General features: G+C 66.2%; 24 protein-coding genes, 1 other RNA gene and 1 pseudogene. 12 read left to right on the top strand and 14 right to left on the bottom strand.

The window, feature by feature from the left end:
• Positions 1–21: 21 nt before the first annotated feature.
• On the bottom strand, positions 22–708 hold the full coding sequence (locus LC060_RS13525) for an ATPase (RefSeq protein ID WP_226636348.1): 687 nt from the start codon (positions 706–708) through the stop codon (positions 22–24).
• Between the two features lie 9 nt (positions 709–717).
• Positions 718–2013 (bottom strand): heavy-metal-associated domain-containing protein, encoded by a 1296-nt coding sequence (locus tag LC060_RS13530; RefSeq protein ID WP_226636350.1) that lies wholly within the window; start codon positions 2011–2013, stop codon positions 718–720.
• A gap of 69 nt (positions 2014–2082) precedes the next feature.
• Between LC060_RS13530 and purM the strand changes: the two genes are divergently transcribed.
• Positions 2083–3186, top strand: a complete 1104-nt coding sequence (gene purM / locus LC060_RS13535; protein ID WP_226636352.1) for a phosphoribosylformylglycinamidine cyclo-ligase — start codon at positions 2083–2085, stop codon at positions 3184–3186.
• Entirely contained in the window at positions 3179–4168 is a 990-nt protein-coding gene (gene purN / locus LC060_RS13540; RefSeq protein WP_264191863.1) for a phosphoribosylglycinamide formyltransferase, read from the top strand. The genes purM and purN overlap by 8 nt, the downstream gene beginning before the upstream one ends.
• Before the next feature lie 48 nt (positions 4169–4216).
• On the opposite strand, the gene LC060_RS13545 is transcribed toward purN, so the two are convergent.
• From LC060_RS13545 to LC060_RS13570, 6 genes are all read right to left on the bottom strand, one after another.
• Positions 4217–4390: a hypothetical protein gene (locus LC060_RS13545; protein ID WP_226636353.1), complete on the bottom strand. Its 174-nt coding sequence runs from the start codon at positions 4388–4390 to the stop codon at positions 4217–4219.
• Positions 4391–4597: 207 nt separating this feature from the next.
• The gene (gene ndk / locus LC060_RS13550) at positions 4598–5020 is read right to left on the bottom strand and encodes a nucleoside-diphosphate kinase (RefSeq protein ID WP_039394692.1); all 423 of its coding nucleotides are present in this window, start codon (positions 5018–5020) and stop codon (positions 4598–4600) included.
• A 140-nt stretch (positions 5021–5160) separates the two neighbouring features.
• Positions 5161–5460 carry a helix-turn-helix domain-containing protein gene (locus LC060_RS13555; RefSeq protein ID WP_226636355.1) on the bottom strand — a complete coding sequence of 100 codons (300 nt, stop codon included), beginning with the start codon at positions 5458–5460 and terminating at the stop codon, positions 5161–5163.
• 122 nt (positions 5461–5582) lie between these two features.
• A complete protein-coding gene (locus tag LC060_RS13560) occupies positions 5583–5765 on the bottom strand; it encodes a hypothetical protein (protein WP_226636358.1) in 183 nt (60 codons plus the stop codon).
• Positions 5766–5845: 80 nt separating this feature from the next.
• Positions 5846–6295 carry a DNA polymerase III subunit chi gene (locus tag LC060_RS13565; protein WP_039394698.1) on the bottom strand — a complete coding sequence of 150 codons (450 nt, stop codon included), beginning with the start codon at positions 6293–6295 and terminating at the stop codon, positions 5846–5848.
• Positions 6296–6317: 22 nt separating this feature from the next.
• On the bottom strand, positions 6318–7781 hold the full coding sequence (locus LC060_RS13570; protein ID WP_226636360.1) for a leucyl aminopeptidase: 1464 nt from the start codon (positions 7779–7781) through the stop codon (positions 6318–6320).
• A 128-nt stretch (positions 7782–7909) separates the two neighbouring features.
• Between LC060_RS13570 and LC060_RS13575 the strand changes: the two genes are divergently transcribed.
• The 4 genes from LC060_RS13575 (at position 7910) to rsmA (ending at position 13785) form a co-directional block, all read left to right on the top strand.
• Positions 7910–10255 carry an LPS assembly protein LptD gene (locus LC060_RS13575; RefSeq protein WP_226636363.1) on the top strand — a complete coding sequence of 782 codons (2346 nt, stop codon included), beginning with the start codon at positions 7910–7912 and terminating at the stop codon, positions 10253–10255.
• A 239-nt stretch (positions 10256–10494) separates the two neighbouring features.
• On the top strand, positions 10495–11853 hold the full coding sequence (locus LC060_RS13580; protein WP_226636364.1) for a peptidylprolyl isomerase: 1359 nt from the start codon (positions 10495–10497) through the stop codon (positions 11851–11853).
• A gap of 23 nt (positions 11854–11876) precedes the next feature.
• On the top strand, positions 11877–12938 hold the full coding sequence (gene pdxA / locus LC060_RS13585; RefSeq protein ID WP_226636366.1) for a 4-hydroxythreonine-4-phosphate dehydrogenase PdxA: 1062 nt from the start codon (positions 11877–11879) through the stop codon (positions 12936–12938).
• A 13-nt stretch (positions 12939–12951) separates the two neighbouring features.
• The gene (gene rsmA, locus LC060_RS13590; protein WP_226636368.1) at positions 12952–13785 is read left to right on the top strand and encodes a 16S rRNA (adenine(1518)-N(6)/adenine(1519)-N(6))-dimethyltransferase RsmA; all 834 of its coding nucleotides are present in this window, start codon (positions 12952–12954) and stop codon (positions 13783–13785) included.
• Here rsmA and LC060_RS13595 read toward each other — a convergent pair.
• The 3 genes from LC060_RS13595 to LC060_RS13605 all read right to left on the bottom strand — a co-directional run bounded on the left by LC060_RS13595 (position 13767) and on the right by LC060_RS13605 (position 17831).
• Positions 13767–14261, bottom strand: a complete 495-nt coding sequence (locus LC060_RS13595) for a PilZ domain-containing protein (RefSeq protein WP_226636370.1) — start codon at positions 14259–14261, stop codon at positions 13767–13769. The two genes, rsmA and LC060_RS13595, sit on opposite strands and share 19 nt — an antisense overlap.
• 102 nt (positions 14262–14363) lie before the next feature.
• Positions 14364–15602, bottom strand: a complete 1239-nt coding sequence (locus tag LC060_RS13600) for a hypothetical protein (protein ID WP_226636377.1) — start codon at positions 15600–15602, stop codon at positions 14364–14366.
• A gap of 111 nt (positions 15603–15713) precedes the next feature.
• Positions 15714–17831: a malate synthase G gene (locus tag LC060_RS13605; RefSeq protein WP_226636379.1), complete on the bottom strand. Its 2118-nt coding sequence runs from the start codon at positions 17829–17831 to the stop codon at positions 15714–15716.
• A 285-nt stretch (positions 17832–18116) separates the two neighbouring features.
• Here LC060_RS13605 and LC060_RS13610 point away from each other — a divergent pair, with 285 nt between their 5' ends.
• The gene (locus LC060_RS13610) at positions 18117–18431 is read left to right on the top strand and encodes a hypothetical protein (RefSeq protein ID WP_226636562.1); all 315 of its coding nucleotides are present in this window, start codon (positions 18117–18119) and stop codon (positions 18429–18431) included.
• Between the two features lie 48 nt (positions 18432–18479).
• Here the strand turns inward: LC060_RS13610 and ssrA are convergent.
• Positions 18480–18895, bottom strand: a transfer-messenger RNA (tmRNA) gene (gene ssrA, locus LC060_RS13615).
• Positions 18896–18900: 5 nt separating this feature from the next.
• Positions 18901–19386, bottom strand: a complete 486-nt coding sequence (mscL, locus tag LC060_RS13620; RefSeq protein ID WP_226636381.1) for a large conductance mechanosensitive channel protein MscL — start codon at positions 19384–19386, stop codon at positions 18901–18903.
• Positions 19387–19600: 214 nt separating this feature from the next.
• Here mscL and LC060_RS13625 point away from each other — a divergent pair, with 214 nt between their 5' ends.
• Genes LC060_RS13625 through LC060_RS13645 form a run of 5 tightly spaced genes read left to right on the top strand, consistent with a single transcriptional unit; the run spans position 19601 to position 22501 of the window.
• Positions 19601–20206 carry a LemA family protein gene (locus tag LC060_RS13625; protein ID WP_226636383.1) on the top strand — a complete coding sequence of 202 codons (606 nt, stop codon included), beginning with the start codon at positions 19601–19603 and terminating at the stop codon, positions 20204–20206.
• 4 nt (positions 20207–20210) lie between these two features.
• Entirely contained in the window at positions 20211–21029 is an 819-nt protein-coding gene (locus LC060_RS13630) for a TPM domain-containing protein (RefSeq protein ID WP_226636391.1), read from the top strand.
• 11 nt (positions 21030–21040) lie between these two features.
• The gene (locus LC060_RS13635; protein WP_226636393.1) at positions 21041–21727 is read left to right on the top strand and encodes a TPM domain-containing protein; all 687 of its coding nucleotides are present in this window, start codon (positions 21041–21043) and stop codon (positions 21725–21727) included.
• Positions 21724–22266: an NUDIX hydrolase gene (locus LC060_RS13640; RefSeq protein ID WP_226636395.1), complete on the top strand. Its 543-nt coding sequence runs from the start codon at positions 21724–21726 to the stop codon at positions 22264–22266. Before LC060_RS13635 ends, LC060_RS13640 begins: the two co-directional genes overlap by 4 nt.
• Complete coding sequence (locus LC060_RS13645) at positions 22244–22501, top strand: hypothetical protein (protein ID WP_319005428.1); 258 nt, start codon at positions 22244–22246, stop codon at positions 22499–22501. Before LC060_RS13640 ends, LC060_RS13645 begins: the two co-directional genes overlap by 23 nt.
• Here LC060_RS13645 and mmsB read toward each other — a convergent pair.
• A pseudogene (gene mmsB / locus LC060_RS13650) lies at positions 22498–23388 on the bottom strand (3-hydroxyisobutyrate dehydrogenase); the annotation flags it as partial. The gene LC060_RS13645 and the pseudogene mmsB sit on opposite strands and share 4 nt — an antisense overlap.
• Positions 23389–23444: the final 56 nt, after the last annotated feature.

Raw genomic sequence — 23444 nt, forward strand, 5'->3', positions numbered from 1 at the left:
CCCTGCACGCGGGTCTCAGGATCAGGTCTGGGCGCTCTTGCCGAACTCGGCCAGTGCCTCGCGCCAGATCGCCAGAGTGGGCGGTTGCTTGCGCTCGAGACTGAGCCGGTCGATGGCCGCGACCAGACGTTCGGCTCCCAGATGGCTACGCACGGCCCTGGGTACAAGATAGGCGCTTGCCGAAGGGTCGAGAACGAGGTGGCGCATCTGCGCGTGAACGTCGATCAGCTCGGCGAGCATCTCGTCGTCCGGCTCCTCGATTTCCAGCTGGAGCGCCGCGCCCAGGCGCGAGGCGAGATCGGGCAGGCCCACGTGCCACAGCCCGTCGTTTTTCTTGGCCCGAGACTTCGCAGGGGCCTTAGGCTTGGCCGCGGCCTTGCCCTTCCCCTTCTTCTGGGGCGCGCGCTTGCGGTTGGTGATGAGAAGCAGCGCCTGGCCGGTTTCCTGCGCGCGGTTCCAGGCGTGGAACAGCACGTCCTCGTCGACCGTCTCGGCGTTATCGATCACCACGCCGCCCCCGCCATCGGCAAACCAGTTGCCCAGCAGTGACTTGCCCGAACGCGGCGGGCCATAGAGAATCGCGGTGTGGAAGGGCCAGCGGCCCGGATCGGTCAGCGCGTCGATGGCGGCCGCGTTGGCCTCGCCCACCACGATACGCGGCGGGCTGTCGCTCGAGGCGGACAGCGGAAGGGCAATCTGCTTGGGCATATGGTGGACCTACCGCGAAATCCGGATGGTCGCGCCCGAACCGGACACTTGCCAACCCTGCGCCCGCAAAGCGCTGGCGAGGCGTTCCGAACCGCCCCGCATCGAAACCCGCATGACCGAGGTCCCCCCGATCGCGAGGCTGACCGTGGCGGCGCCCTCGACGCCGGGCACACCGCGCACGGCGGCAAGGCCTGCATCGACAGCGGCGGCATCGGGCGTCACGAACTGGACGTTGACCGTCTCGACCGGAGCCCCTGCAGGCTCCTCGGTCACGATGGTCGGGGCCTGCGCCGCCACCGGCTCGGCGACAGGCGCTTCAGGGACACCACCACCGGGCAGAAGCTTCTCGCGCAGCTGTGCGAATGCGCGTTCCAGCGGCGCGTTGCCGCCTGTCAGGGTCGAATCGGGCTTGAGCTCGCCGCGGGCGAGCGCCTCGCGGTAAAGGCCGTCCATCCGCTCAACCGCCTGGTCCATCATCTCGGGCAGAGCCTGCTCGGACGGCGCTTCGAGGGTAAAACTGCCAAGATAGGTATTATCCGGGCCATAGCGCGCCGTGAAGGTGCCCTTGACCGGGCCGCCCGGCCACTGCCGTTCCAGGCGCGCCATGGGCATGAGCACGTCCGAGGCGTCGAACTGGCCCAGGATCGTGCGCCACCACAGGCGGCTGCGCCGACCGGGCTGCCCGGCGGTCAGGATCAGCGATTCGCCGCCCGCGCCCGAGGGGCGGACATAGTCGACCGGAGTCGCGGCGGCCTGGAACTCAGCCCAGGCGCGCTGCCAGGGTCCGCGCACCTCGAAGACCTGCTGCACGCCGCCCGAATAGAGCACAGGGATCACCAGCAAGGGCGCCGAACGGGCGACGCTGCCTGCGCCGCCGACGTACTGGCTGGATTTCGCCTTGTCGAAGATCACGCCCAGCGTCGCAATGTAGCGGTGGGGACCGACCTGTTCCTTCTCGATCACGACCGAGGAGACCATCGCGTCAATCGATTCGCTGGGCATGTCGGGGCCGCCCAGCTTCTTCCAGGCGAGCTTCTGCGCTTCCTTCCAGCCCTTCAGGCGCGCTTCCGCGCCGGTCTTGCCGGTGACGTCCACGGTGATTCCATCGACCTGGATATCCGCGGAATTGGCGAGAGGCGGGATACCGCGATCGCCTTCGACCTGCGCGACGAGGCTGGAAACGCCCAGTCCGCCAAGGCCCAGCACGGCCGTGCCAGCCAGCACATAACCTAGCGTTTTGCGCGAGATAAAGCCCGCGCCCGTGCGGTCGGGCCGCGGTGAGAAGGAGGAAATCGATCGTGTCATTTTCAAAACCGTGGGCCTTTTGCCCAAACGGGAATGGAAATCCAAGTCACAAAGCATTATGCGGCCGCAATGTCCGACGATAACTCTCAGAAGAGCTACTCCTACGAGCAGGCCGGTGTGTCGATCGCCGCCGGCAATGCGCTCGTCAAAGCCATCGCACCGATGGCGCGTGCCACCGCCCGCCCGGGCGCCGATGCCGACCTGGGCGGCTTCGGAGGCTTCTTCGACCCCAAGGCAGCCGGGTACAAGGACCCGCTGCTGGTCGCCGCGAACGACGGCGTGGGCACGAAGGTCAAGCTGGCCATCGACCACGACCGCCACGACCACATCGGCATCGACCTCGTCGCGATGTGCGTGAACGACCTTATCGTCCAGGGCGCCGAGCCCCTCTTCTTCCTTGATTACTTCGCCACCGGAAAACTCGAGAACGGCGTTGCCGAGCGCGTCGTCGCGGGCATTGCCGAAGGCTGCAAGATTTCGGGCTGCGCGCTCATCGGCGGCGAAACCGCCGAGATGCCGGGCATGTATGCGGCCGGTGACTACGACCTTGCAGGCTTCTGCGTCGGCGCCGTCGAGCGCGGCGAACAGCTGACCGGCGACAAGGTCCAGAAAGGCGACGTCCTCCTTGGCCTCGCGTCCTCGGGTGTCCATTCAAACGGCTACTCGCTGGTGCGTCGCCTGGCTGAAGACAAGGGTTGGAAGCTCGACCGTCCGGCGCTCTTCGACCAGGAAACCCTGCTGATCGACGCTTTGATCGCGCCCACGCGCATCTACGTGAAGAGCCTGCTGCCCTTCATCCGTTCGGGCCGCATTCACGCGCTCGCGCACATCACCGGCGGCGGCCTCCTCGAGAATGTCCCGCGCGTCCTCCCCAAGGGTCTTCGTGCCCGCATCGACGCCGACGCCTGGGCGCAGCCGCGCCTGATGGCCTTCCTCCAGGCGCAGGGCAACATCGAGCCCGCCGAGATGGCCCGCACCTTCAACTGCGGCATCGGCATGGTCCTGGCCGTCAGCGCCGACGAGGCCGCTTCGCTCAAGAGTGACCTCGAAGCCGCGGGCGAGACCGTCCACGTCATCGGCGCCATCGAGGCCGGTGAAAAGGGCTGCACCGTGCAAGGATCGGCCGAAGCCTGGTCCGCGCGCGAGCCATGGCAGGCCGTACACCTTGGCTGACACCCCCGGCGTTTCCGGCACGCAGGCAGGCATCGAGAAGGCAAAGGTCGCTGTCCTCATCTCGGGCAGCGGCACCAACATGGCCGCCCTCCTCTATGCCAGCCGCGCGGCGGACTGCCCCTACGAGATCGTACTGGTCGCCTCGAACGACCCGGAGGCCAAGGGCCTTGCCCTGGCCGCCGCCGAGGGCGTGGCGACCTTTGCCCATTCGCACAAGGGCATGAAGCGCGCCGAGCATGATGCCGTCATGGACAAGGCCATCCGCGACAGCGGGGCCGAATGGGTCGCGCTCGCGGGCTACATGCGTATTCTGACGGCCGAATTCGTGTCGGGCTGGGCGGACCGTATGGTCAACATCCACCCCTCGCTCCTGCCCAAGTACACCGGCCTCCACACCCACGAGCGCGCGATCGAGGCGGGCGACAGCCATGGCGGCGTCACCGTCCACCTCGTCACCGCCGAACTCGACGACGGGCCGATCCTGGGCCAGACCCCGGTGGCCATCGTGCCCGGTGATACACCCGACACGCTGGGCGCCCGCGTTCTCATCGCCGAGCACCAGCTCTATTCACGCTGCCTGGCGAGGCTCGTCAGCCGCGAGCGCGATCCTGCCTGGCTGCTCGAACGGGTCCGCGAACTGGCGCTCGCCCTGCCCGAGGCGGAAGAACGCGAATCGCACGGTAGCCCGGGATGGCGCGTGGGCGGCAAGTACTTCGCCCACTTCAACGACCAGCACCACGGCACACCGCACATCGCCCTCCTCGCCCGCACCAGCGGCGTCGACGAGATCGAGACGCTGATGCAGCGCACCCCTGAAGCCTATTTCAAGCCCGCGTACTATGGCGCTTCGGGCTGGGTCGGCATCATCCTCAACCGTCCGGGCGTGGATTGGGACAGCGTGCGCGAATGGCTCGAACGCAGCTGGCGCAGCGCTGCCCCCAAGCGGCTGACGCGCCTCCAGGACGCTGCCGAGGACTTCTAGACACGGGCTTTTGCGGGGGGCACCGGACTGCGTCGCCCCCGCACCCACTCACGGCAGGATCAGGTGGCCTTGGTGGCCTCTGGCGGCCAGTTGCCGCTCTTGTACGGCGGCACTCTGGCGCGCCTCTTCCTCTCCCTTGCCGCCAGCCTGCGCCAGGTGTGAAAAGGCGAACGAGGCCAGGAACGACAGCAAACCCACACTCACAAACGTCTTTACGTGCATCAATGCCCCATCCGGCCTGCACTTCCAGGCCACCTTCTTGTCCCGCGTCCTTGATCTCAGCCCCCGTTCGCGACGCGAAGTGAAAACTTGTTCACCTGCCCGCACGGCCCACACGCACGAAAAAGGGGCCGCCCTTGCGGGCAGCCCCTTTTGCATCCGTCCGGAGACGGGTCGGGACGCTAGCCGCTGGCCTGCGCCCCTGCCGGATCAGCCGACGATTTCTTCGGGCTTGAAGAAGTAGGCGATCTCGATCGCCGCGTTCTCGTCCGAGTCCGAACCGTGGGCCGAGTTGGCTTCGATCGATTCGGCGAAGGTCTTGCGGATGGTGCCTTCGGCAGCGTCGGCCGGGTTGGTGGCGCCCATCACGTCGCGGTTGGCCTTGACGGCGTCCTCGCCTTCGAGAACCTGCACGACCACGGGGCCCGAGATCATGAACGAGACGAGGTCGTTGAAGAACGGACGCTCGGCGTGAACCGCGTAGAAGCCCTCGGCCTGCTCCTTGGTCATCTGGATGCGCTTCGAAGCAACGACGCGCAGGCCGGCATCTTCGAGCATCTTGGTGATCGCGCCGGTGAGGTTGCGGCGGGTAGCGTCGGGCTTGATGATCGAGAACGTGCGGGTAACCGCCATGGGATCTGTCCTTGAAAAGTGAACGGGGGAACTGTTGCGCGCGCCACTAGCCCGCTTCGCGGCGCTTCGCAAGAACAGGTTCACACCCGCGCCCTATTCACGAGCGGTCTACTTGGGCCGCACAGGTCCCATCGCCGGACTCATTCGGCGTCCAGACCACCGTCCTCACGCCGCCCCGAACCGGCGGCCCGCGCCTGGCCGCTGAGGAGATTGGAGGGAAAATCGGGCGAAAGGCTGCGCTCCAGCTTGCGGCACAGCACCGCATGTTCCAGCAGCGCGCTGGATACGCCGCGCAGCCAGCCTTCGTGCAGCGCCATCTCGCCGGTGAGCAGGCGGCCCACGCTGCGCTCCGAGCAGCCCAGCAGCTGCGCCACGGCGCGCACGCCGCCAAGCGCCTCGACCGCGCGGGTGAAGAGGGTAAGCTGTTCCTGGGAAGTCATGAAATTCAGGCCCTTGTCGCCGTGCTGGGATGTCCGCCGCGCTGGGACGTTCACCGCGCGGGGAGTTGGACCCGGAGGCCAGCCAAGCGCGCCAGAGCCTGTGGGCACCGGCTGCGCCAATGTCAATCGGCGGGTGTCCCGCTATCCTGATCGGCGTCGTCCTCGCCCGCCGTGCCAAGCTTTGCCCCGCCTGCCCCGAGCATCAGCCCGAGAACAAGGCCCAGCGCGATATTGTCAATAATCACGCCGACGAGGAGACCGCCCACGACCCCCAGCGAGAAACGTGTCGAAGCCGTCCTGATCATGCCTATTGGTCCCCTGTCTATACAGTCAGCGCACTAGATCGGGACCGTCCGTCCGCGTCAATACCGGGGTCCAGGCCGGACTATTCGGAGGCCTTCTTCGCCCAGCGCCCGTCTTCCTGCGCCCAGTATTCCTTGGTCACGCCGTCACGGCCGCGCAGGTCCTTCCAGACCTGCCGGGCCTCCTGAAGGGTATCGTTGTCGAACAGATAGAAGACCCGCTCGAAAGGAGCCTCCCCTTCGCCTTCGCGCCAGTGCCCATCGGCCAGGAACAGGAAGCGTGCGCCGTTGGCGGGCGCAACCTCCCCCGACAGGAGGATCGGCTGGCGCTCGGCGTGGGGATCGCTTGCCTCGCCATTGGCGAGGAAGCTCTGCGGGGAGAGCGTCCAGAGCCCGCGCGAGATTTCCGCGCGCTGGCGCTCCTCGCCCGAGACGACGAGAACACGCGCCCCCGCCTCCAGCGACTTCTTCGCCAGAAGCGGGACCACGGCGTGGGCGGGGTCACGGCTGAGCTGGTAGAACATCACGCGCATCGGCCGTGCCCCCTGCCCTGTCTCAGCCTTCCGCGGTGTCGCGGATGAGGCGGTCGAGCAGGCGCACGCCGTAGCCGGTCGCGCCCTTGCCCCAGGTGGCGCCGGGCTTGTCAGCCCAGGCCATGCCCGCGATGTCGAGGTGCGCCCAGGGCCGCCCCTTGTCGATGAAGCGCTGCAGGTACTGCGCGGCGGTGATCGAACCGCCAAAGCGGGTGCCCACGTTCTTCATGTCGGCAATCGCGCTGTCGAGCTGCTTGTCGTAGGCCGCGCCCATCGGCATGCGCCACACCTTGTCGCCCGATGCGGTGCCCGCGGCGTCGAGATCGGCGGCGAGATCGTCGTCGTTCGAGAACAGCCCTGCGTATTCGTGCGCCAGCGAGATCAGGATCGCGCCGGTGAGGGTCGCCACGTCGAGAATGCGGACCGGATCGTAAGTCTGCTGCGCGTAGGTCAGGACATCGCACATGACCAGACGGCCTTCGGCGTCGGTGTTGATGACTTCCACGGTCTGACCCGACATCGTGGTGACCACGTCACCGGGACGCTGCGCGTTGCCGTCGGGCATGTTCTCGACAAGGCCGCACAGACCGACCACGTTGGCCTTGGCCTTGCGCTTGGCGAGCGCGAGCATGGTGCCAGCCACCGCACCGGCGCCGCCCATGTCCCACTTCATGTCTTCCATGCCGCCGGGCTGCTTGAGGCTGATGCCGCCGGTGTCGAAGGTCACACCCTTGCCCACGAAGGCCACCGGCTTGTCGCCCTCGGTGCCGCCGTTCCACTCCATGACGAGCAGACGCGCAGGGCGCACCGAACCCTGCGCGACGCCGAGAAGCGCGCCCATGCCCAGTTCGGCCATTTCGGCATCGTCGAGGACGCGAATGACGAGGCCGCTGCCTTCCATGCGCGCCTGGCAACGCTCGACAAAGCTTTCGGGGTAGATCGTGTTGGCCGGTTCGGTCACCAGTTCGCGGGTGAAGGCGACGCCCTCGGCGACACCCTTTTCCACGGCCCAGAGCGCTTCGGCACCCTCGGGCGCGCCGACGAGGTCAAGCGAGGTGAGACTGACCTTCTGCTCATCCTTGAGGGTGGTGCGGTACTTGGTCCAGGTCCACGAACGCAGCTCGGCACCCGTCAGAGCCGCCACGGCATCCTCGGCCGAGAAGCCTGCGCCGGTCAGATCAAAGGCGATCGCCTCCTCGCCCGAGGTCAGGAACCTGGCCGTCACGGCCGCCGCGGCACGCTCGATCGCGGCGCTGCGGTCGGCGGCATCGGGACCACCGATCCCGGCCAGGACCGCGCGCACGGTTGCCCCGCCACGTTCCACGAACCCGTCGAAGACCTGGCCCGGCTTGCCCGCAAAGCGCGAGAGCTTCGCACCTTCGGCCAGCACCGGCTCAAGATCGGCGGGCACTGCGTCCTGGTTTACAAAACGGACGACGAGACGCGCGCTGGAGGGGGACGCCGCGTCAAGAAACTGGATCTTCATGAATTCTCCTGAACTCTCACCTTTTTGCAGGTGTACCACACCGCCCCGGTGCCGGATGAGCGGCAGGGCTGTGCGCTTCACCGCAAGCATGGATTGCAGTTAGGCACAGGCGGTGCGATAGGCAAGCCATGCTCCCAGCCGCATCGTCTCCCCTGCAAGCCATTTTCTCCCGCTTGCGACCTGTTTCGCTGAACGCTCTCACGCTTGCCCTCGCCACGGGGGGGGCCGCTGCGCTTCTGCCTGCAAGCGCCGCAGCGCAGGACTTGACCCGCACGCCGGGAACGGCCCCGATCACCGAAGCGCCGCCCGAACCCGCGCCCGCCACCGAAGAGGCGGTCCCGGTCGCCTTCGAAGCCGATGTTGTGGAATACGACGAGAACGGCGAGAGCGTGACCGCCAGCGGCAACGTCGTGCTGCGCCGCGACGGGCAATCGGTGCGTGCCGATTCGGTCACCTGGAACCGTACCAGCGGCAAAATCCTCGCCACGGGCAACGTGCGCCTTGTCGACGAACGCGGCAACCAGGTCTTCAGCGACGAGGTCGAGCTCACCGACGAATTGAAGACCGGCATGCTGGAAAACCTGCTGCTGGTCCTGCGCGAAGGTGGACGCCTCGCCGCCAAGGACGGCCAGCGTCTGGGCAACGGCGATGTCATCCTGAACCATGCGGCCTACACCGGGTGCTCGGTCGTGGGCCGCGGCGATTGCCCCAAGGAGCCGACCTGGAAGGTCGTTGCCAAGAGCGTGACTTATTCCGAGGCTGAGCAGCGCGTGCGCTTCAGCGATGCACGCCTTGAACTGTTCGGCACGGTGCAATTGCCGCTGCTGGGCCTTACCATCAGCACCGACGGCGATGCGGTCTCGGGCTTCCTCATTCCGGACCTGCGCTCCTCGCCCTCGAACGGCATCGAAGTCGGCATTCCCTATTACTGGAAGATCGACAAGAACCGCGACATTACGGGGACACTGCACCTCTTCACCGAATCCGCCCCGATGGGCTCGGTCGAATACCGCGCGCTGACCGACAAGGGCGCCTACCAGATCACCGGCTATGCAACCTCGAGCGAGCGCATCCCGATCTATGGTTCGAGCGGCAGCCCGACCGGCAGCAGCGCCTTTCGCGGCTATGTCGAGGCCAACGGCAAGTTCCAGCTGAGCGAACACTGGAGCGTGACCGGGTTCCTGCGCCGCGCGACCGACCGCACGTTCCTGCGCCGCTACGACATCAGCCGCGATGACCGTTTGCGCTCGCTCGTCGAGCTCGAACGGATCGACGCGAAAAGCTACCTCTCGATTGCGGGCTATGCCACGCAGACCATGCAGTCGACCCGCGACCAGGGCCAGATCCCGATTGCGCTGCCAGCCATCGACTACCGCCGCCGCTTCAAGGACCCGGTCGCAGGCGGGCGCATCGAGACCCAACTCAACGCCCTCGCACTCACCCGCACCGATGGTCAGGACACCCAGCGCGCCTTTGCCAGCGCGCAGTGGTCGCGCCGCGAAGTCACCGGAATGGGCCAGGTCGTCACCGCGACCGGCCTCGTGCGCGGCGACATCTACCACTCCGACGAGAACTACGGGACGAACACCCTCCTCTACCGTGGCCAGCCGGGATGGCAGACGCGCGGCGTGGCCCTCGCCGCGCTTGATGTGGAATGGCCGATGGTCGGCGAAGTCTTCGGCGGCCACCAGGTCCTCACCCCGCGCGTCCAGTTCGTCGCCGCGCCCGACACGCGCAATCTTTCGATCCCCAACGAGGATGCACGCGCGATCGAGCTGGAAACGAGCAATCTCTTCGCGCTCAACCGCTTCCCCGGCTACGACCGGATCGAGGACGGCACGCGCATGACTTATGGTCTGGACTGGCGCTTCGAGCGTTCGCGCTGGCGTATCACCTCGCAGATCGGCCAGAGCATCCGCATGTCGGGCGATGACAATATCGCCCCCGACGGCACCGGCTTCACCGGCACCTTCTCGGATATCGTGGGCCGCACCGAGCTGCGCTATCGCAATTTCGTACGCCTGATCCACCGCTTCCGCCTCGACAAATCGAGCCTGGCGGTGCGCCGCAACGAGATCGACGCGGTGATCGGCAATTCCAAGACCTATCTTGAAGTCGGCTACACCGACCTCAACCGCAATATCTACACCGTCGACCTGCCTGACGATTCCGAACTGGGCCGCGTGGAAGACCTTCGCGACCGGCAGGAGCTTCGCGCCGCGGGCCGCGTTGCCTTTGCCCGCCACTGGTCGCTGTTCGGCTCGGCGGTCATCAACCTGACCGATGCCAGCGAGGACCCGGTTTCGGGTTCGGACGGCTTCCAGCCGCTGCGCACCCGCTTTGGCGCCTCTTACGAGGACGACTGCCTGCGCGTCGGCTTCACCTGGCGGCGCGATTATGTCTCGAATGGCGACGCGCGGCGTGGCAACTCGTTCCTGATCAGCTTCAGCCTCAAGAACATTGGCCTGCATTGACGGGGCCCGCATCGAACGGTCTTACGCGGACCGCCTGCCACGCCCGGCGTTGGCAGCGGTCCACAAAGCCGCTATCGGGTGAGCGCATTTTCCGATAAGCCCCGCCGCGACAGCTTGCGTTAAGCCGTTTTGCGGCAGGTAGGCGCATCCATGTCCGCACTCAGCAGGCGGGCGACACATTTTTCCGCCTCGGGCGGAGCCACCCTCCTGGGTTGGCCGAATACGGGATTGAAATCACGGTGGTAGCAGTCAATCGCAACAGGTTCCTGAAGCGCACTCTGGCCGGCGTTGCCTCGCTCGCCGTCCTTGCGGGCGTGCTGGGCACGGGCGCTGCGAGCGCGCAGTCCGCCCCCCAGGGCGCGATCGTCATCCCCGACGACGTCAAGATCTTCGGCAACGACAACCCCAACGTGCGCAAGGCAACGGCCGTGGTAAACGGCGATGTCATCACCGGCACCGACGTTGACCAGCGCCTCGCGCTGATCCTCGCGGCCAACCAGAACGAGCTGAGCGAAGAAGACCAGAAGCGCCTGCGCCTCCAGGTCCTGCGCAACCTCATCGACGAAACGCTCCAGATCCAGGAAGCCGAGGCCAACGAGGTCGAGGTCGCCCAGGCCGAGATCGACCAGTCCTACGCCCGCGTCGCGGCGCAGAACTTCGACCAGGACACCTCGGCGATGGACGCCTACCTCAAGCGCATCGGCTCCTCGGCCGAATCGCTCAAGCGCCAGATCCGTGGTGAAATGTCCTGGCAGCGCCTGCTCCAGCGCAACATCGCCCCCTTCATCAACGTCTCCGAGGACGAGGTGAACGAGACGATCCAGCGCCTCGAGGCGTCCAAGGGCACCGAGGAATACCGCATCGGCGAAATCTACCTTGCCGCCCCTGCCGAAGCGCGCGAGCAGGTCTACAACAACGCCTCGCAGATCGTGCAGCAGATCCGCGAGGGCGGCAGCTTCGTCGCCTATGCCCGCCAGTACTCGCAGGCCTCGACCGCCGCAGTCGGCGGTGACCTTGGCTGGATTCGCCTCGCGCAGCTTCCTGCCGAGCTTGCCACGGTCGCGCGCGAAATGCAGCCCGGCCAGCTCGTCGGCCCGGTCGAGGTCCCCGGCGGCTTCGACATCCTCTACCTCATCGACAAGCGCCAGGTCCTGACCGCCGATCCGCGCGATGCGATCCTTTCGCTCAAGCAGATCTCGATCACCTTCCCCCAGGGCACCACCGAGGCCCAGGCCGGCCAGCGCGCCGAGGATTTCGCCAAGACGATCCAGAGCGCCAAGGGCTGCGGCAACGTCGAGGAAGTCGCCGCCACCATCGGCGCGCAGGTCGTCACCAACGACCAGGTCAAGGCGCGCGACCTGCCCGCCCAGATCCAGTCGGCGATCCTCCAGCTCTCGCCGGGTGAAAGCCTGCCCCCGTTTGGCTCGCTCGAAGACGGCGTGCGCATGCTCATGCTGTGCGGCCGCGACGATCCGCAGACCAGCAGCGGCCCCAACTTCGACCAGCTCATGGCGCAGATGGAAGACGAACGCATCAACAAGCGCGCGCAGATGTACCTGCGCGATCTTCGCCGCGATGCCGTCATCGAGTACAACTGACGCAGGGCCGAAGCGCTGAGCCGATGGACAGCCCTGCCCCCGCTCCGCCCGTAGCTCCGACTGGGACCAGGCCTAGCGCCGCGCCTGTCGCGGTCTCGCTCGGCGATCCGGCGGGGATCGCCCCCGAACTGATCGCCGAAGCCTGGCTGCAGCGCCGCGAGGCGGGCCTCTCGCCCTTCTTCGCGGTCGGCGGCGCACTGACGCTGGGTATGGCCGCCGCCTCGCGCGGACACACCCTGCCCGTCCGCCAGATCGAGCGTCCGGCCGAAGCATTCGAGATCTTCGAGGAGGCCCTGCCAGTTCTTGGCGAAGCCGACTGCGCCCCGCAGTTCGGCGAGCCTGACGAGGCTGGCGCGCGCCTTGCCCTTCATTCGCTGACCGAGGCGACCGACCTTGCCCGCACTGGCGCGGCAGGCGCGGTCGTCACCGGCCCGATCGCCAAGGCGCGTCTTGCGACCGTCGGGTTCGCCCATCCCGGGCAGACCGAGTTTCTGGCCGAGGCCTGCGCCCTTGGCCCCGACGATGCCGTCATGATGCTGGCCGGGCCCAACTTGCGCACCGTGCCGCTGACCGTGCACGAGCCGCTTGCCCGCGTCCCCGGACTGATCACGCCCGAACTCATCACCCACAAGGCCCGCATCGTTGCGCGCGCGCTAGTGCGTGACTTTGGCCTTGCGGCTCCGCGTATCGCCATTACCGGGCTCAACCCGCACGCAGGCGAGGACGGGCGCATGGGCGATGAGGAAATCCAGGTCATCGCGCCCGCCATTGCCCAGCTCCAGGCCGAGGGGCTGGCCGTCACCGGCCCGCACCCGGCCGACGCGCTGTTCGCCGCGCACGAGCGTGCGGGCTACGACGTGGCCTTGTGCATGTACCACGACCAGGCGCTGATCCCGATCAAGACGCTCGACTTTGACGCGGGCGTCAACGTGACGCTCGGCCTTCCCATCATCCGCACCTCGCCCGACCACGGCACCGCCTTCGGCATCGCGGGGCGCAACATCGCGAGCCCCGGCGCCATGATCGCGGCGCTGCGCATGGCCGGCGAATGCGCCGCCCGCCGCACGGCGGGCCTTCTTCCATGAACGATCCCCTGCCATGAGCACGCTTCCCCCCTTGCGCGAGGTTATCGCCCGCCACGGCCTCTCCGCCTCGAAGGCACTCGGCCAGAACTTCCTGTTCGACGAGCAGTTGCTGGACCGCATTGCCGCCATCCCCGGATCGCTCGAGGGTGAGAAGGTGCTCGAGGTCGGCCCCGGTCCCGGCGGCCTCACCCGTGCGCTCCTGCGCGCGGGCGCCGAGGTGACCGCGATCGAGATGGACCGGCGCTGCCTCCCTGCCCTCGCCGAAGTGGAAGCCGCTTTTCCGGGCAAGCTCAAGGTGATCGAGGGCGATGCGATGAAAATCGCGCCCGCCACGCTGTTCGAGGGGCCCTACCACATCGTCGCAAACCTGCCCTACAACGTGGGCACCGCGCTGTTCACAGGCTGGCTTTCAGGCGAGGAATGGCCGCCGCAGTGGCGCTCGCTCACGCTCATGTTCCAGGAAGAGGTTGCCCGGCGCATCGTCGCCGAGACGAACACCTCGGCCTATGGCCGCCTCGCCGTACTCGCGCAGTGGCGCGCCAAGGCAAAGCTTGCACTCAAGGTCCACCGCAGCGCCTTCACACCGCCGCCCAAGGTCATGTCCGCCATTGTGCACGTGGTACCCGGCGAAGCCCCCGAGGGGGTCTCGATGCGCCTGCTCGAGCGCGTGACAGAAGCCGCCTTCGGGCAGCGCCGCAAGATGCTGCGCCAGAGCCTGAAGGGCGTGCCCGGCGCGCTCGCCGCACTCGAGGAACTCGGCATCGATCCCCAGCGCCGCGCAGAAACGCTCTCGGTCGCCGAGTTCGTGGCGATTGCCCGCACACTGGGTCAGTCGAAACGCGCGTAAGGAACCGTCTGCAAACCCGTGACGGGCGGCGCACTCAAGCGCGAAATCGCGAGCAGCGTGCACAGCAGTGCCAAAATGAGAAGCGCCAAATTGAGAAGGCGCCCCGATGGTGGGACGTCGTGTATGATCGTGCGCAGAAAACCGCGTGGGCCACGATAGCTGTCGCCGGGATGCGCCATCGGCGGTGGTCCGGCACGCAGCAAGCGCCCCGCCTGCAGGGCCGCGACATCGACCGGCTCGCGAAACGCGATGCCGCAGCGATCTGCCCCGCGCCAGCGAACCTGCCCATCGAGATGCCGCCCGGCCACCCTCAGAGAAACCGCCGTCCCGCGCGGAGGCGGTGTATCGAGGAGAGCCAGGACGCCTCCCGACGCGCCATTCACCAGAGTGACGGGACAGTCGCGATCACCGACCTCGAGAACGGCCTCCAGAGCCAGATCGATCCGCTCTTCGCGACGCTGTTTGTGGAACGGCATGGCAAGACCTTTTTGCGTGACGCGCCCGCTGCGTCTGCCCGCCAATCTACAACAAAATGCTATTTTGCAGATTAAAAAACGTAAACCTACGTAAAACCTGGATTATCGGATCAGGCCAACCGGCACGAATTTCTGGACCCTGCGCCCGGTTCCAACCTCGGTTGTATAGACATTGCCGCGGCTATCGACCGCGACCGAGTGAAGCCAGAAGAACTGGCCCGGATAGCGCCCGACGCGTCCGAAATTCCCGATCACCTCGCCGCTCTCACGCCCCAGGATCCAGACCTTCGCATTGGCCATATCGGCAACGTACATATAGGTCCCATCGGGTGAAAAGGCGACGTCCGAGGCCGAGCGCAGCCCTCCGGTCCGCGGCGCAATAACGATGTCGCGGACAAACTCCAGCCCGCCGGATTCATCCCCCTCACCCGGCGTTTCACGGAAGACCTGAATGCGGTTGTTGCGCCGGTCGCAGACGTAAATGAGCCCTTCCGGCCCCCGCTCCACGCAGTGCACGATATCACCGAAGGAGCGCGAGGCAGGATCGGCACCGCCATCGCCGGTACTGGCCGCCTGGCTCTGGTCGAATGGCTGCGCGCGCGTTCCGCCTCCGGGCTTGGCGCCATACGCCCCCCAGAGCCGCAGGAACGCCAGGTCCTTCTGCCTCAACTGCACGATCCGCTTGTTGATATAGCCATCGGACACCAGCACGCTGTCCCCATCGGCAAAGACATCGGACGGATTGCCGAGATAGCGCGAACTCGCGTTGCCTTCGCTTTTGCCGCGCTGGCCGAACTGGCGCAGAAAGCGGCCATCGGCCGTGAATTGGAGCACGACATGATCGTCCTTCCCATTCCCGCCTATCCAGACCGTGCCGTCGCGCGCGGCAAAGAGACCGTGGACATTGGCCGGCCACTGCGAAGTCCCCCCGATTTCGGGAGCGTGACTTTCCCCGCCCCAGGCGCGGCGAATGGTGCCATCTGGCGCGAAGTTGATGACGTGGGGCGCGGGTCGGCAGCAGCTGAGCGTCGTGGGCGGATCGGCGGCCAGACCCGCCTCGTGCACGTCGAGCGAATTGGGCCGCTGGACGATCCACACGCTGTCATCGGGCCCGACAGACAGCCCGGGGATCTGCCCCAGTATGGTGTCGGCCGGAAGCTTCGGCCAGCTCGCATCCGCCTTGAAGCGCGGCATCGGTACGGAAGGAGCCAGGTGCTCGCTCTCGACCGCGACCAGCGCGACTTCAGGATCGCCCTGCCCTGAAACCGAAGCGCCTGTGCAAAGCGCCACGCTGCCCAGCAGCACGCCGAGCGACAGGCGAAGAGAGCGTCGTAGAGCCATGAAAGATCCTCCCGGCAACAGCCCTTGGCGGGCCTTGTGGACGGGAGGATACCTTTCAGGCGGCGGCGCGCCTAGCCCTGCCCTGCGAGCAGGACCAGGCGCCCGGCAAGATCAGGCCGCGAGGACCAGCGACTTCTTCTTGAGGCGCCAGGCGTGCAGCAGGGGCTCGGTGTACCCGCTCGGCTGCTCGACACCCTTGAAGACGAGGTCGCAGGCCGCCTGGAAGGCGAGACTGCGCTCCCAGTTGCCATCCATCGGCTCATAGAGGGGATCGCCTGCGTTCTGCGCATCGACCTTGGCCGCCATGCGCTGCAGCGAATCCAGGACCTGCTCGCGGGTGCACACCCCATGCAGCAGCCAGTTGGCCATGTGCTGGCTGGAAATGCGCAAGGTCGCGCGGTCTTCCATCAGGCCCACGTCGTTGATGTCGGGAACCTTGGAGCAGCCAACGCCCTGGTCGATCCAGCGCACGACATAGCCGAGCAGCCCTTGCGCGTTGTTGTCCAGCTCCTCGCGAACCTCCTCGGGCGACCAGTTGGCCCCGTTGGCGAGCGGGATCTGGAGCAACTGGTCGAGCCCCGGGATCGCCTCCTGCGCAATCTCTTCGCGCAGGCCGAAGACATCGACCTGGTGGTAGTGCATGGCGTGGAGCGTCGCGGCCGTGGGCGAGGGAACCCACGCGGTGTTCGCACCCGTGCGCGGGTGGCCGATCTTCTGCGCGAGCATGTCGTGCATCCGGTCAGGAGCCGCCCACATGCCCTTGCCGATCTGCGCGATGCCCGACAGGCCATGCTTGAGGCCAATCGCGACGTTGCGCGTCTCGTAAGCTGAAATCCAGGTCGAGCCCTTGATGTCGGCCTTCCGGATCATTGGCCCGGCGCGCATCGAGGTGTGGATCTCGTCGCCTGTGCGGTCGAGGAAGCCGGTGTTGATGAAGACGACACGCTCCTTCACGGCCGCGATGCAGGCGGCCAGATTCGCCGAAGTGCGGCGCTCCTCGTCCATGACGCCAACCTTGATGGTGTGCCGCGCCAGACCGAGAAGATCCTCGACCGCGTTGAACAGATCATCGGTGAAAGCGCATTCCTCGGGCCCATGCATCTTGGGCTTCACGATGTAGATGGAGCCCTGACGGCTGTTGCCGTGCCGCGTCAGCCCCTTCACGTCCTGCGTCGAGATGGCGCTGGTGACGACGGCATCGAGAATGCCCTCGGGAGTCTCGCTTCCATCGGGGAGCAGGACCGACGGGTTGGTCATCAGGTGGCCGACGTTGCGGACGAACAGCAGCGAGCGGCCGGGAAGTGCGGTCCGTTCGCCTTCGCGCGTCACCATTGGCGTGTCGGGCGAGAGCGTGCGGGTCTGGGTCTTTCCGCCCTTCTCGAAGGTGTCGGACAGATCGCCGCGGATCACGCCCAGCCAGTTCGCATAGGCCGCGATCTTGTCCTCGGCATCGACCGCCGCAACCGAATCCTCCAGATCGACGATGGTCGTGAGAGCGGCTTCGAGCACGATATCGGACAAACCCATGCGATCCCCCTGCCCGACCGGGCTTTGGGGATCGAAGACAAGCTCGATGGTGAGGCCGTTGTTGGTGAAGACCAGGCCCTTTTCCGTCTCACCCAGGTACTGGGTATCGTCGGCAAGAACGCGCTGCGCAACATCGCTCAGGTCGGCCCAGGACCCGCGTGCGAGCGGGATCGCGCGGTCCAGGAAATCACGTCCGGCCGCGATGACAGCGCCCCCGCGCTGTGGATCATAGCCCGGGCCCTGCGCGGGCGGCGCGTCGAGCGCATCGGTCCCATAGAAGGCATCGTAGAGGCTGCCCCGGCGCGCATTGGCCGCGTTCAAGAGGAAGCGCGCGTTGAGAACGGGCACGACCAGCTGCGGCCCGGCCATCGTCGCGATCTCGGGATCGACGTTCTTCGTGGCGATGGTGAAGTCCCCCGGCTCGGGGACGAGGTAGCCGATCTCGCGCAGGAAGGCCTCGTAGGCCTGCGCGTCGAGGGGCTGGCCGGCACGCTCTTCATGCCAGGCATCGATCCGCGCTTGCAGATCCTCGCGCGTTTGCAGCAGCGCGCGGTTACGCGGCGCGTATTCGCCCACGATTGCAGCAAAGCCACTCCAGAACGCATCCGCGTCCTGGCCGATCGGGGGCAGAACCTCGTTCTCGATGAACTGCGCGAGAGCCGCATCGACGCGAAGGCCGCAGCGTTCGATCCTCTTGGTCATAAATCCTCACACCATGATGCGCGCGAGCTCAAACCGAGTCGGGCGCACTTCAGACAGTACCATGTATGTCCTGGGGAGGATTGAGGGCCCTATGCCGCAAATTCGCGCGATGCGCAAGTCTCGGCAAGGCGCAAGGCCCGCACGTTCCATCGGAATCGGTGTAGCCTTGTATTACACCGGGCGTCGGCATGCCTTACAAGTAAGGAGCTGTTAGTGATCGAGTCCCCCGGGATCGCGGCACTGGCATGCCCCTTGCTTGACAGGAGGAGCGCCAAGAGGATGGAAATGCTTCGAAAAGTCGCCCGCCTGTTTGTAATCAAGACCCATTGGGAAGCGTACATGATCATCTACGCTCTGGCGACGGGCGCCGTGCAGCGTGGACAGACCTATCTCGTGCAGTTTCCCGGGACCGGGGGCAAGCTCCTCTTTCTCGCCTGTACAGGCGCGGTCTTCATGGCCGGCGCCAAGATCCTCGACTGCATCAAGTATGAGAAGGCTGCCTTTGTCGCGCGGCACGTGCGCGGCACGCCAAATGTCGCGACGATCCGCCACAGTGCACCGCAGGACGATGCCCTCGACGCTGGACGCGAAGCGGCCTGAGACGGCACGCCTGCACGGCCAAACCATTCCACTCGAAATGTCGGAAACGGTGGGGTGATTCTGTTGCCAGGCTCACCCCGGGCCCCTGGAATCCGCTTCTGTTGCCCGGTGGGTCCAACCGCGCTTTAGCTTTGTAACTTCAGGGCGTTAGCCCCTAGAATTACGCGGCGAGAGCGAGTGCTTCGTTGTCGTTGGCACTTATGAGTTTTGAGCCTTTAACGGGTTACTCAGCCCGGACGAAAACACCGCTTTTCAACACACGTCGATCCTAGTTCGGCCCCGTCAACACCCCTGCGACAACAGGGTTGTCCTGACCTTCGCAAGAAGTTCCAGGACGGGTGATGGTGGAGCCGCCGGGTACCGCCCCCGGGTCCGCTGTGCCTATTGCACGGTACACTTTATCGTCATAGTCGGCCGAAACCGACAGGTGCCCATATAGGGCGTTTTCCCGGAATGTGAAGGGCGTGTGTCACGCCATCGGAGGCGCTTTCCCCGACTTGCGCAGTTCCTCGAGAATTTCGCGCAGCGTATCGAGCTGCGGATCGGTGGGAACAGCGGGCGCCTCGGCGGTAACCTCGGCCTCTTTCTTCTTGGCTTCCATCTCGTCGATCACCTTGTTGATCGTACGCACCAGCATGAAGAGCACCGCCGCGATGATGAGGAAGTTGATGATCTGGGTGATGAACACGCCATACCCGATCATCGCGACGCCCGCCGCCTTGAGCGCGGTGTAGTCGGTGAGCGAGCCGGTATAATCCGCCGGGATCTCGCCCAGGAGGACGAAGTACTTGGAGAAGTCGAGATCTCCCATCATGGCGCCGATGACGGGCATGATGACGTTCTCGGTGAGCGAGGTCACGATCTTGCCGAACGCGGCACCGATCATCACGCCGACCGCCAGGTCGAGCACGTTGCCGCGCGAAATGAACTTCTTGAATTCTTCGAAGACTGTCATGCCTTTGCCCCATGATGAACACGATCGCACGACTATGCACAGGGCGCCCCGGCACACAAAGGTTTGTTGACGCCCGCAAACACGCGAGCGTGCTTTTTGTTGCCCACAGCAGGGGCCGCTGCGGTTGAACCGTCATCACCGGACGCTATCTAGGCTATATCGTGGAGAGTTTTCGCCTTCCCGCGCGAGGACTTCAAGTGGAGGACATACCCCAATGACCCTGTCGAACGCGGCCCGCAAGGGACGTATCCTGCTCGTCGGCCTCGCAGCGCTCTCGCTTGCGGCCTGCGGCTTCAACTCGGTGCCCACCAAGCAGGAAGCGGCCAAGGCCAAGTGGGCGGACGTCGAAGCCAACTTCCAGCGCCGCGCGGACCTTATCCCCAACCTCGCCGCCGTTGCCAAGGGCGCGGCCGAGCAGGAGAAGGAAATCCTCACCGGCGTCACCGAGGCCCGCGCCAAGGCGACCTCGATCCAGATCACCGGCGATGACCTGGGCGATCCGGCCAAGATGGATCAGTTCTCGCAGGCGCAGAACCAGCTCACGGCAGGTCTGGGCCGTCTGATGGCCAGTTTCGAGGCCTATCCCAACATCACGTCGAACGAGAATTACCGCATGCTGCAAAGCCAGCTGGAAGGTACCGCAAACCGCATCACGATCTCGATCCGTGACTACAACGCGGCCGTTCAGGACTACAACACCGAGGTGCGCACCTTCCCCTCGATGATCGGCGCGCAGCTGCGCGGTGCGGAGCCGCTGGTCCCCTACAAGGCGACCACGCCCAACGCGGACACCAACCCGTCCCTCGAAGGCAAGCTCTGATCCGGTGACCCGTCTCCGGCAGGTTTTCGCCGCTCTCGCGCTTGCCCTGTGCTCCCTGCTCTTCGTGCAAGGGGCGCAGGCCGCGCCGCAGTTTCCCAAGCTCACGGGCCGGGTAGTCGACCAGGCCGGGATCATTCCCGACGCCGAGGAAGCCCGCCTGACCCAGCAGCTCGCCGCACTGGAAAAGCAGTCTGGCCGCCAGCTGGTCGTTGCCACGATCCCCGATCTGCAAGGCTACGACATTGCCGACTACGGCTACCAGCTGGGCCGTGCCTGGGGGATCGGCCAGAAGGACACGAACAACGGCGCGCTCCTGATCGTCGCGCCCAACGCGCGCAAGGTTCGGATCGAGGTCGGCTATGGGCTCGAACCCATCCTGACCGACGGCATGAGCCGCCTCATCATCGATGAAAACATCCTGCCCGCCTTCAAGAAGGGCGACTATCCCGGCGGCATCGCGGCAGGCACGGCGGCCATCGCCAGGCTGATCATGCTGCCGCCCGAAGAGGCGCGCAAGCTGGCCGAACAGGCCGACCAGCAGGCGCGTGAAGGCGGCAGCGGCATCTCGGCCGGCACGGTTTTCTTCATCCTCCTCGTCCTCTTCTTCGTCGTCGCCCCCATGGTCAACGAGGCCCGGGGCGGGCGCGGACGACGCCGTTCGAGCGGCCCGGGTTTCATCTGGATCCCCGGAGGTGGCTGGGGCGATGATGACGACCACTGGGGCGGTGGTGGCGGCTTTGGTGGCGGGGGCGGTTTTGGCGGCGGCGGATTTTCCGGCGGCGGCGGCAGCTTCGGCGGTGGCGGCGCGAGCGGCAGCTGGTAGGAGACACGACAATGAAACCTGCTCCCACCTATCTCACCGAGGCCGATCACGCGCAGATCAGCGCGGCGGTTGCCAAGGCCGAACTGCAAAGTGCGGGCGAGATCGTCACGATCCTGGCCGACCGTTCGGACGGCTATACCGACGTCGCGCTGACCTGGTGCGCGGGCGTGGCGCTGCTGGCTCTGGCCGCGCTCAGCCTGTTCCCCGAGTTCTACATGGGGCTTTACGACTGGGCGCTCGCCGACTGGGGCCACGAATGGACCCCGCGCGCGATCGTGGGTCTGGCCGCGGGCTTTGCCACGCTCAAGTTCGCGGGCACCTACCTGCTGCAGCTTTGGACGCCGCTCAAGTTCGCCGTGATCCCAGGCCCTGTGAAGACCGCACGCGTCCACGAGCGTGCCGTGCGGGCGTTTCGCATCGGCGCCGAGCAGCGCACCGTGGGGCGCACCGGGGTCCTCATCTACCTCTCCATGCGTGAACACCGCGCCGAAATCGTCGCCGACCAGGCCATCGCCACCAAGGTGGACCCCGAGGTCTGGGGCGAGGCGATGCAGGCGATGCTGGGCCATGTGCGCGAGGGACGCGTCGCGGATGGAATGTGCGCGGCCGTTCTCAAGGTGGGGGCCATCGTTGCCCCGCACTTCCCGCGCGCGGACGATGATATCAACGAACTTCCGGACAGGCTGATCGAAGTATGAACCTTCCCCCCGATGCGAACGCTCCTGAGGAAATCAAGTGGCAGGGTGACTACATCACCGCCAAGACCCGGGGACGCTGGGAATTCGTCGGCCGTGCGCGCGGCATCAAGGCCGCGGTGATCCTCGCCATCGACGAGGAGGACAACGTGATCCTTGTCGACCAGTACCGCGTGCCGCTCCAGCGCCGGTGCCTCGAACTGCCCGCAGGGCTGGTTGGTGATGAAAACGACATGGCGGATGAGGACCCGGCCAACGCCGCCATCCGCGAGTTGGAGGAAGAGACCGGCTACCGCGCCGGGACCATGGAGAACATGGGCGAGTTCTTCTCTTCGCCGGGCATGGTGAGCGAGAGCTTCACGCTCTTTCGCGCCCGCGATCTGGTCAAGGTCGGCGAGGGCGGCGGCGTGGACGATGAAAACATCGTGGTGCACCGCGTGCCCCTCTCCCGAATCGGCGAGGTCATCGCGGATTTTCGCGCCAGGGACTACGCGATGGACGTGAAGATGCTGGCGCTGCTTGGCCCCGCGCTCCTGCGCTGACACGCTCGCCATGCGCACCAAGCCGGGCATCTGCCAGCGCAAGAAGCGCTTTGCGAGCGAGGAAGAGGCGCTGCGCGTGGCCGAAAAAGCGCCCTTCCCCTTGCGCCCTTATCGCTGCGAACTGTGCGGGCACATTCACCTGACCGGGCGGACCAAGGGCATGAAACTGCCAGCTTTCGAGATTGCCCGGCGGCGCGCCGCCAAGGCCGTACGGCGCGAGAATGCCGAGGCCTAGAGCGTCGTCAGGATCGCGCCAAAGTCCTTGGCTCCCCCGCCCCCTTCGACAAAGGCCTCGTAGATCGCCTTGGCATGCTCGCCCATGGGAACCCTGGCCCCGGCCCCTTCGGCTCCCGCCATCGCCAGCTTCAGGTCCTTGAGCATGAGCGCGGCGGCGAAACCGCCCGTGTAGTCATTGTCGGCCGGACTTGCCGCCCCCACCCCCGCCATCGGCGTATAATCATTGAGCGACCAGCAGTAGCCCGTCGATTTCGACGAGATATCGTAGAACGTCTGCGGATCGAGCCCGGCCTTCTCGGCCAGTTTGAGCGCCTCGCAGGTGCCGATCATGTGGACCGCCAGCAGCATGTTGTTGCACATCTTGGCGATCTGCCCGGCCCCACTTTCACCGGCACGGATCACCGCCTTGGCCATGGGCTCAAGGACCGGATCGGCGCGCGCGAAGGCTTCGTCTGAGCCGCCGACCATGAAGGTCAGCGTTCCCGCGCTTGCCGCCGCGATTCCGCCTGAAACGGGCGCGTCGACCATCGGATAGCCTGCCTCCCGCGCCAGCAGGGTGACCTCGCGCGCGGTCTCCAGATCGATGGTCGAACAGTCGATCAGCACGGCGCTTTTGGGCGCCACGCCGAGCACCTCCTGCGTGAGCACCGCCTTCACGATGGCGCCATTGGGCAGCATCGAGAGGACAGCCTCGGCCCCCGCGACAGCCTCTTCCACGCTTGCACATGGCGTGCAGCCCTGCTCGGCGGCGCGGGCCAATGCCTCGGCCGACAGGTCGAAGGCCTGGACCACATGGCCCGCCTTGACCAGGTTCGCGGCCATCCCGCCGCCCATGTTGCCAAGTCCGATGAAGGCGATGTTCATTGCACAACTCTCCCGTCTTCGGGGGCGACGTCTTCGCCGTCCCCCGGTGAACTTCCCTAGCTATCCGGCGCGGTAAC

Source organism: Novosphingobium profundi, from assembly GCF_020524485.1.
Classification (GTDB): domain Bacteria; phylum Pseudomonadota; class Alphaproteobacteria; order Sphingomonadales; family Sphingomonadaceae; genus Novosphingobium; species Novosphingobium profundi_A.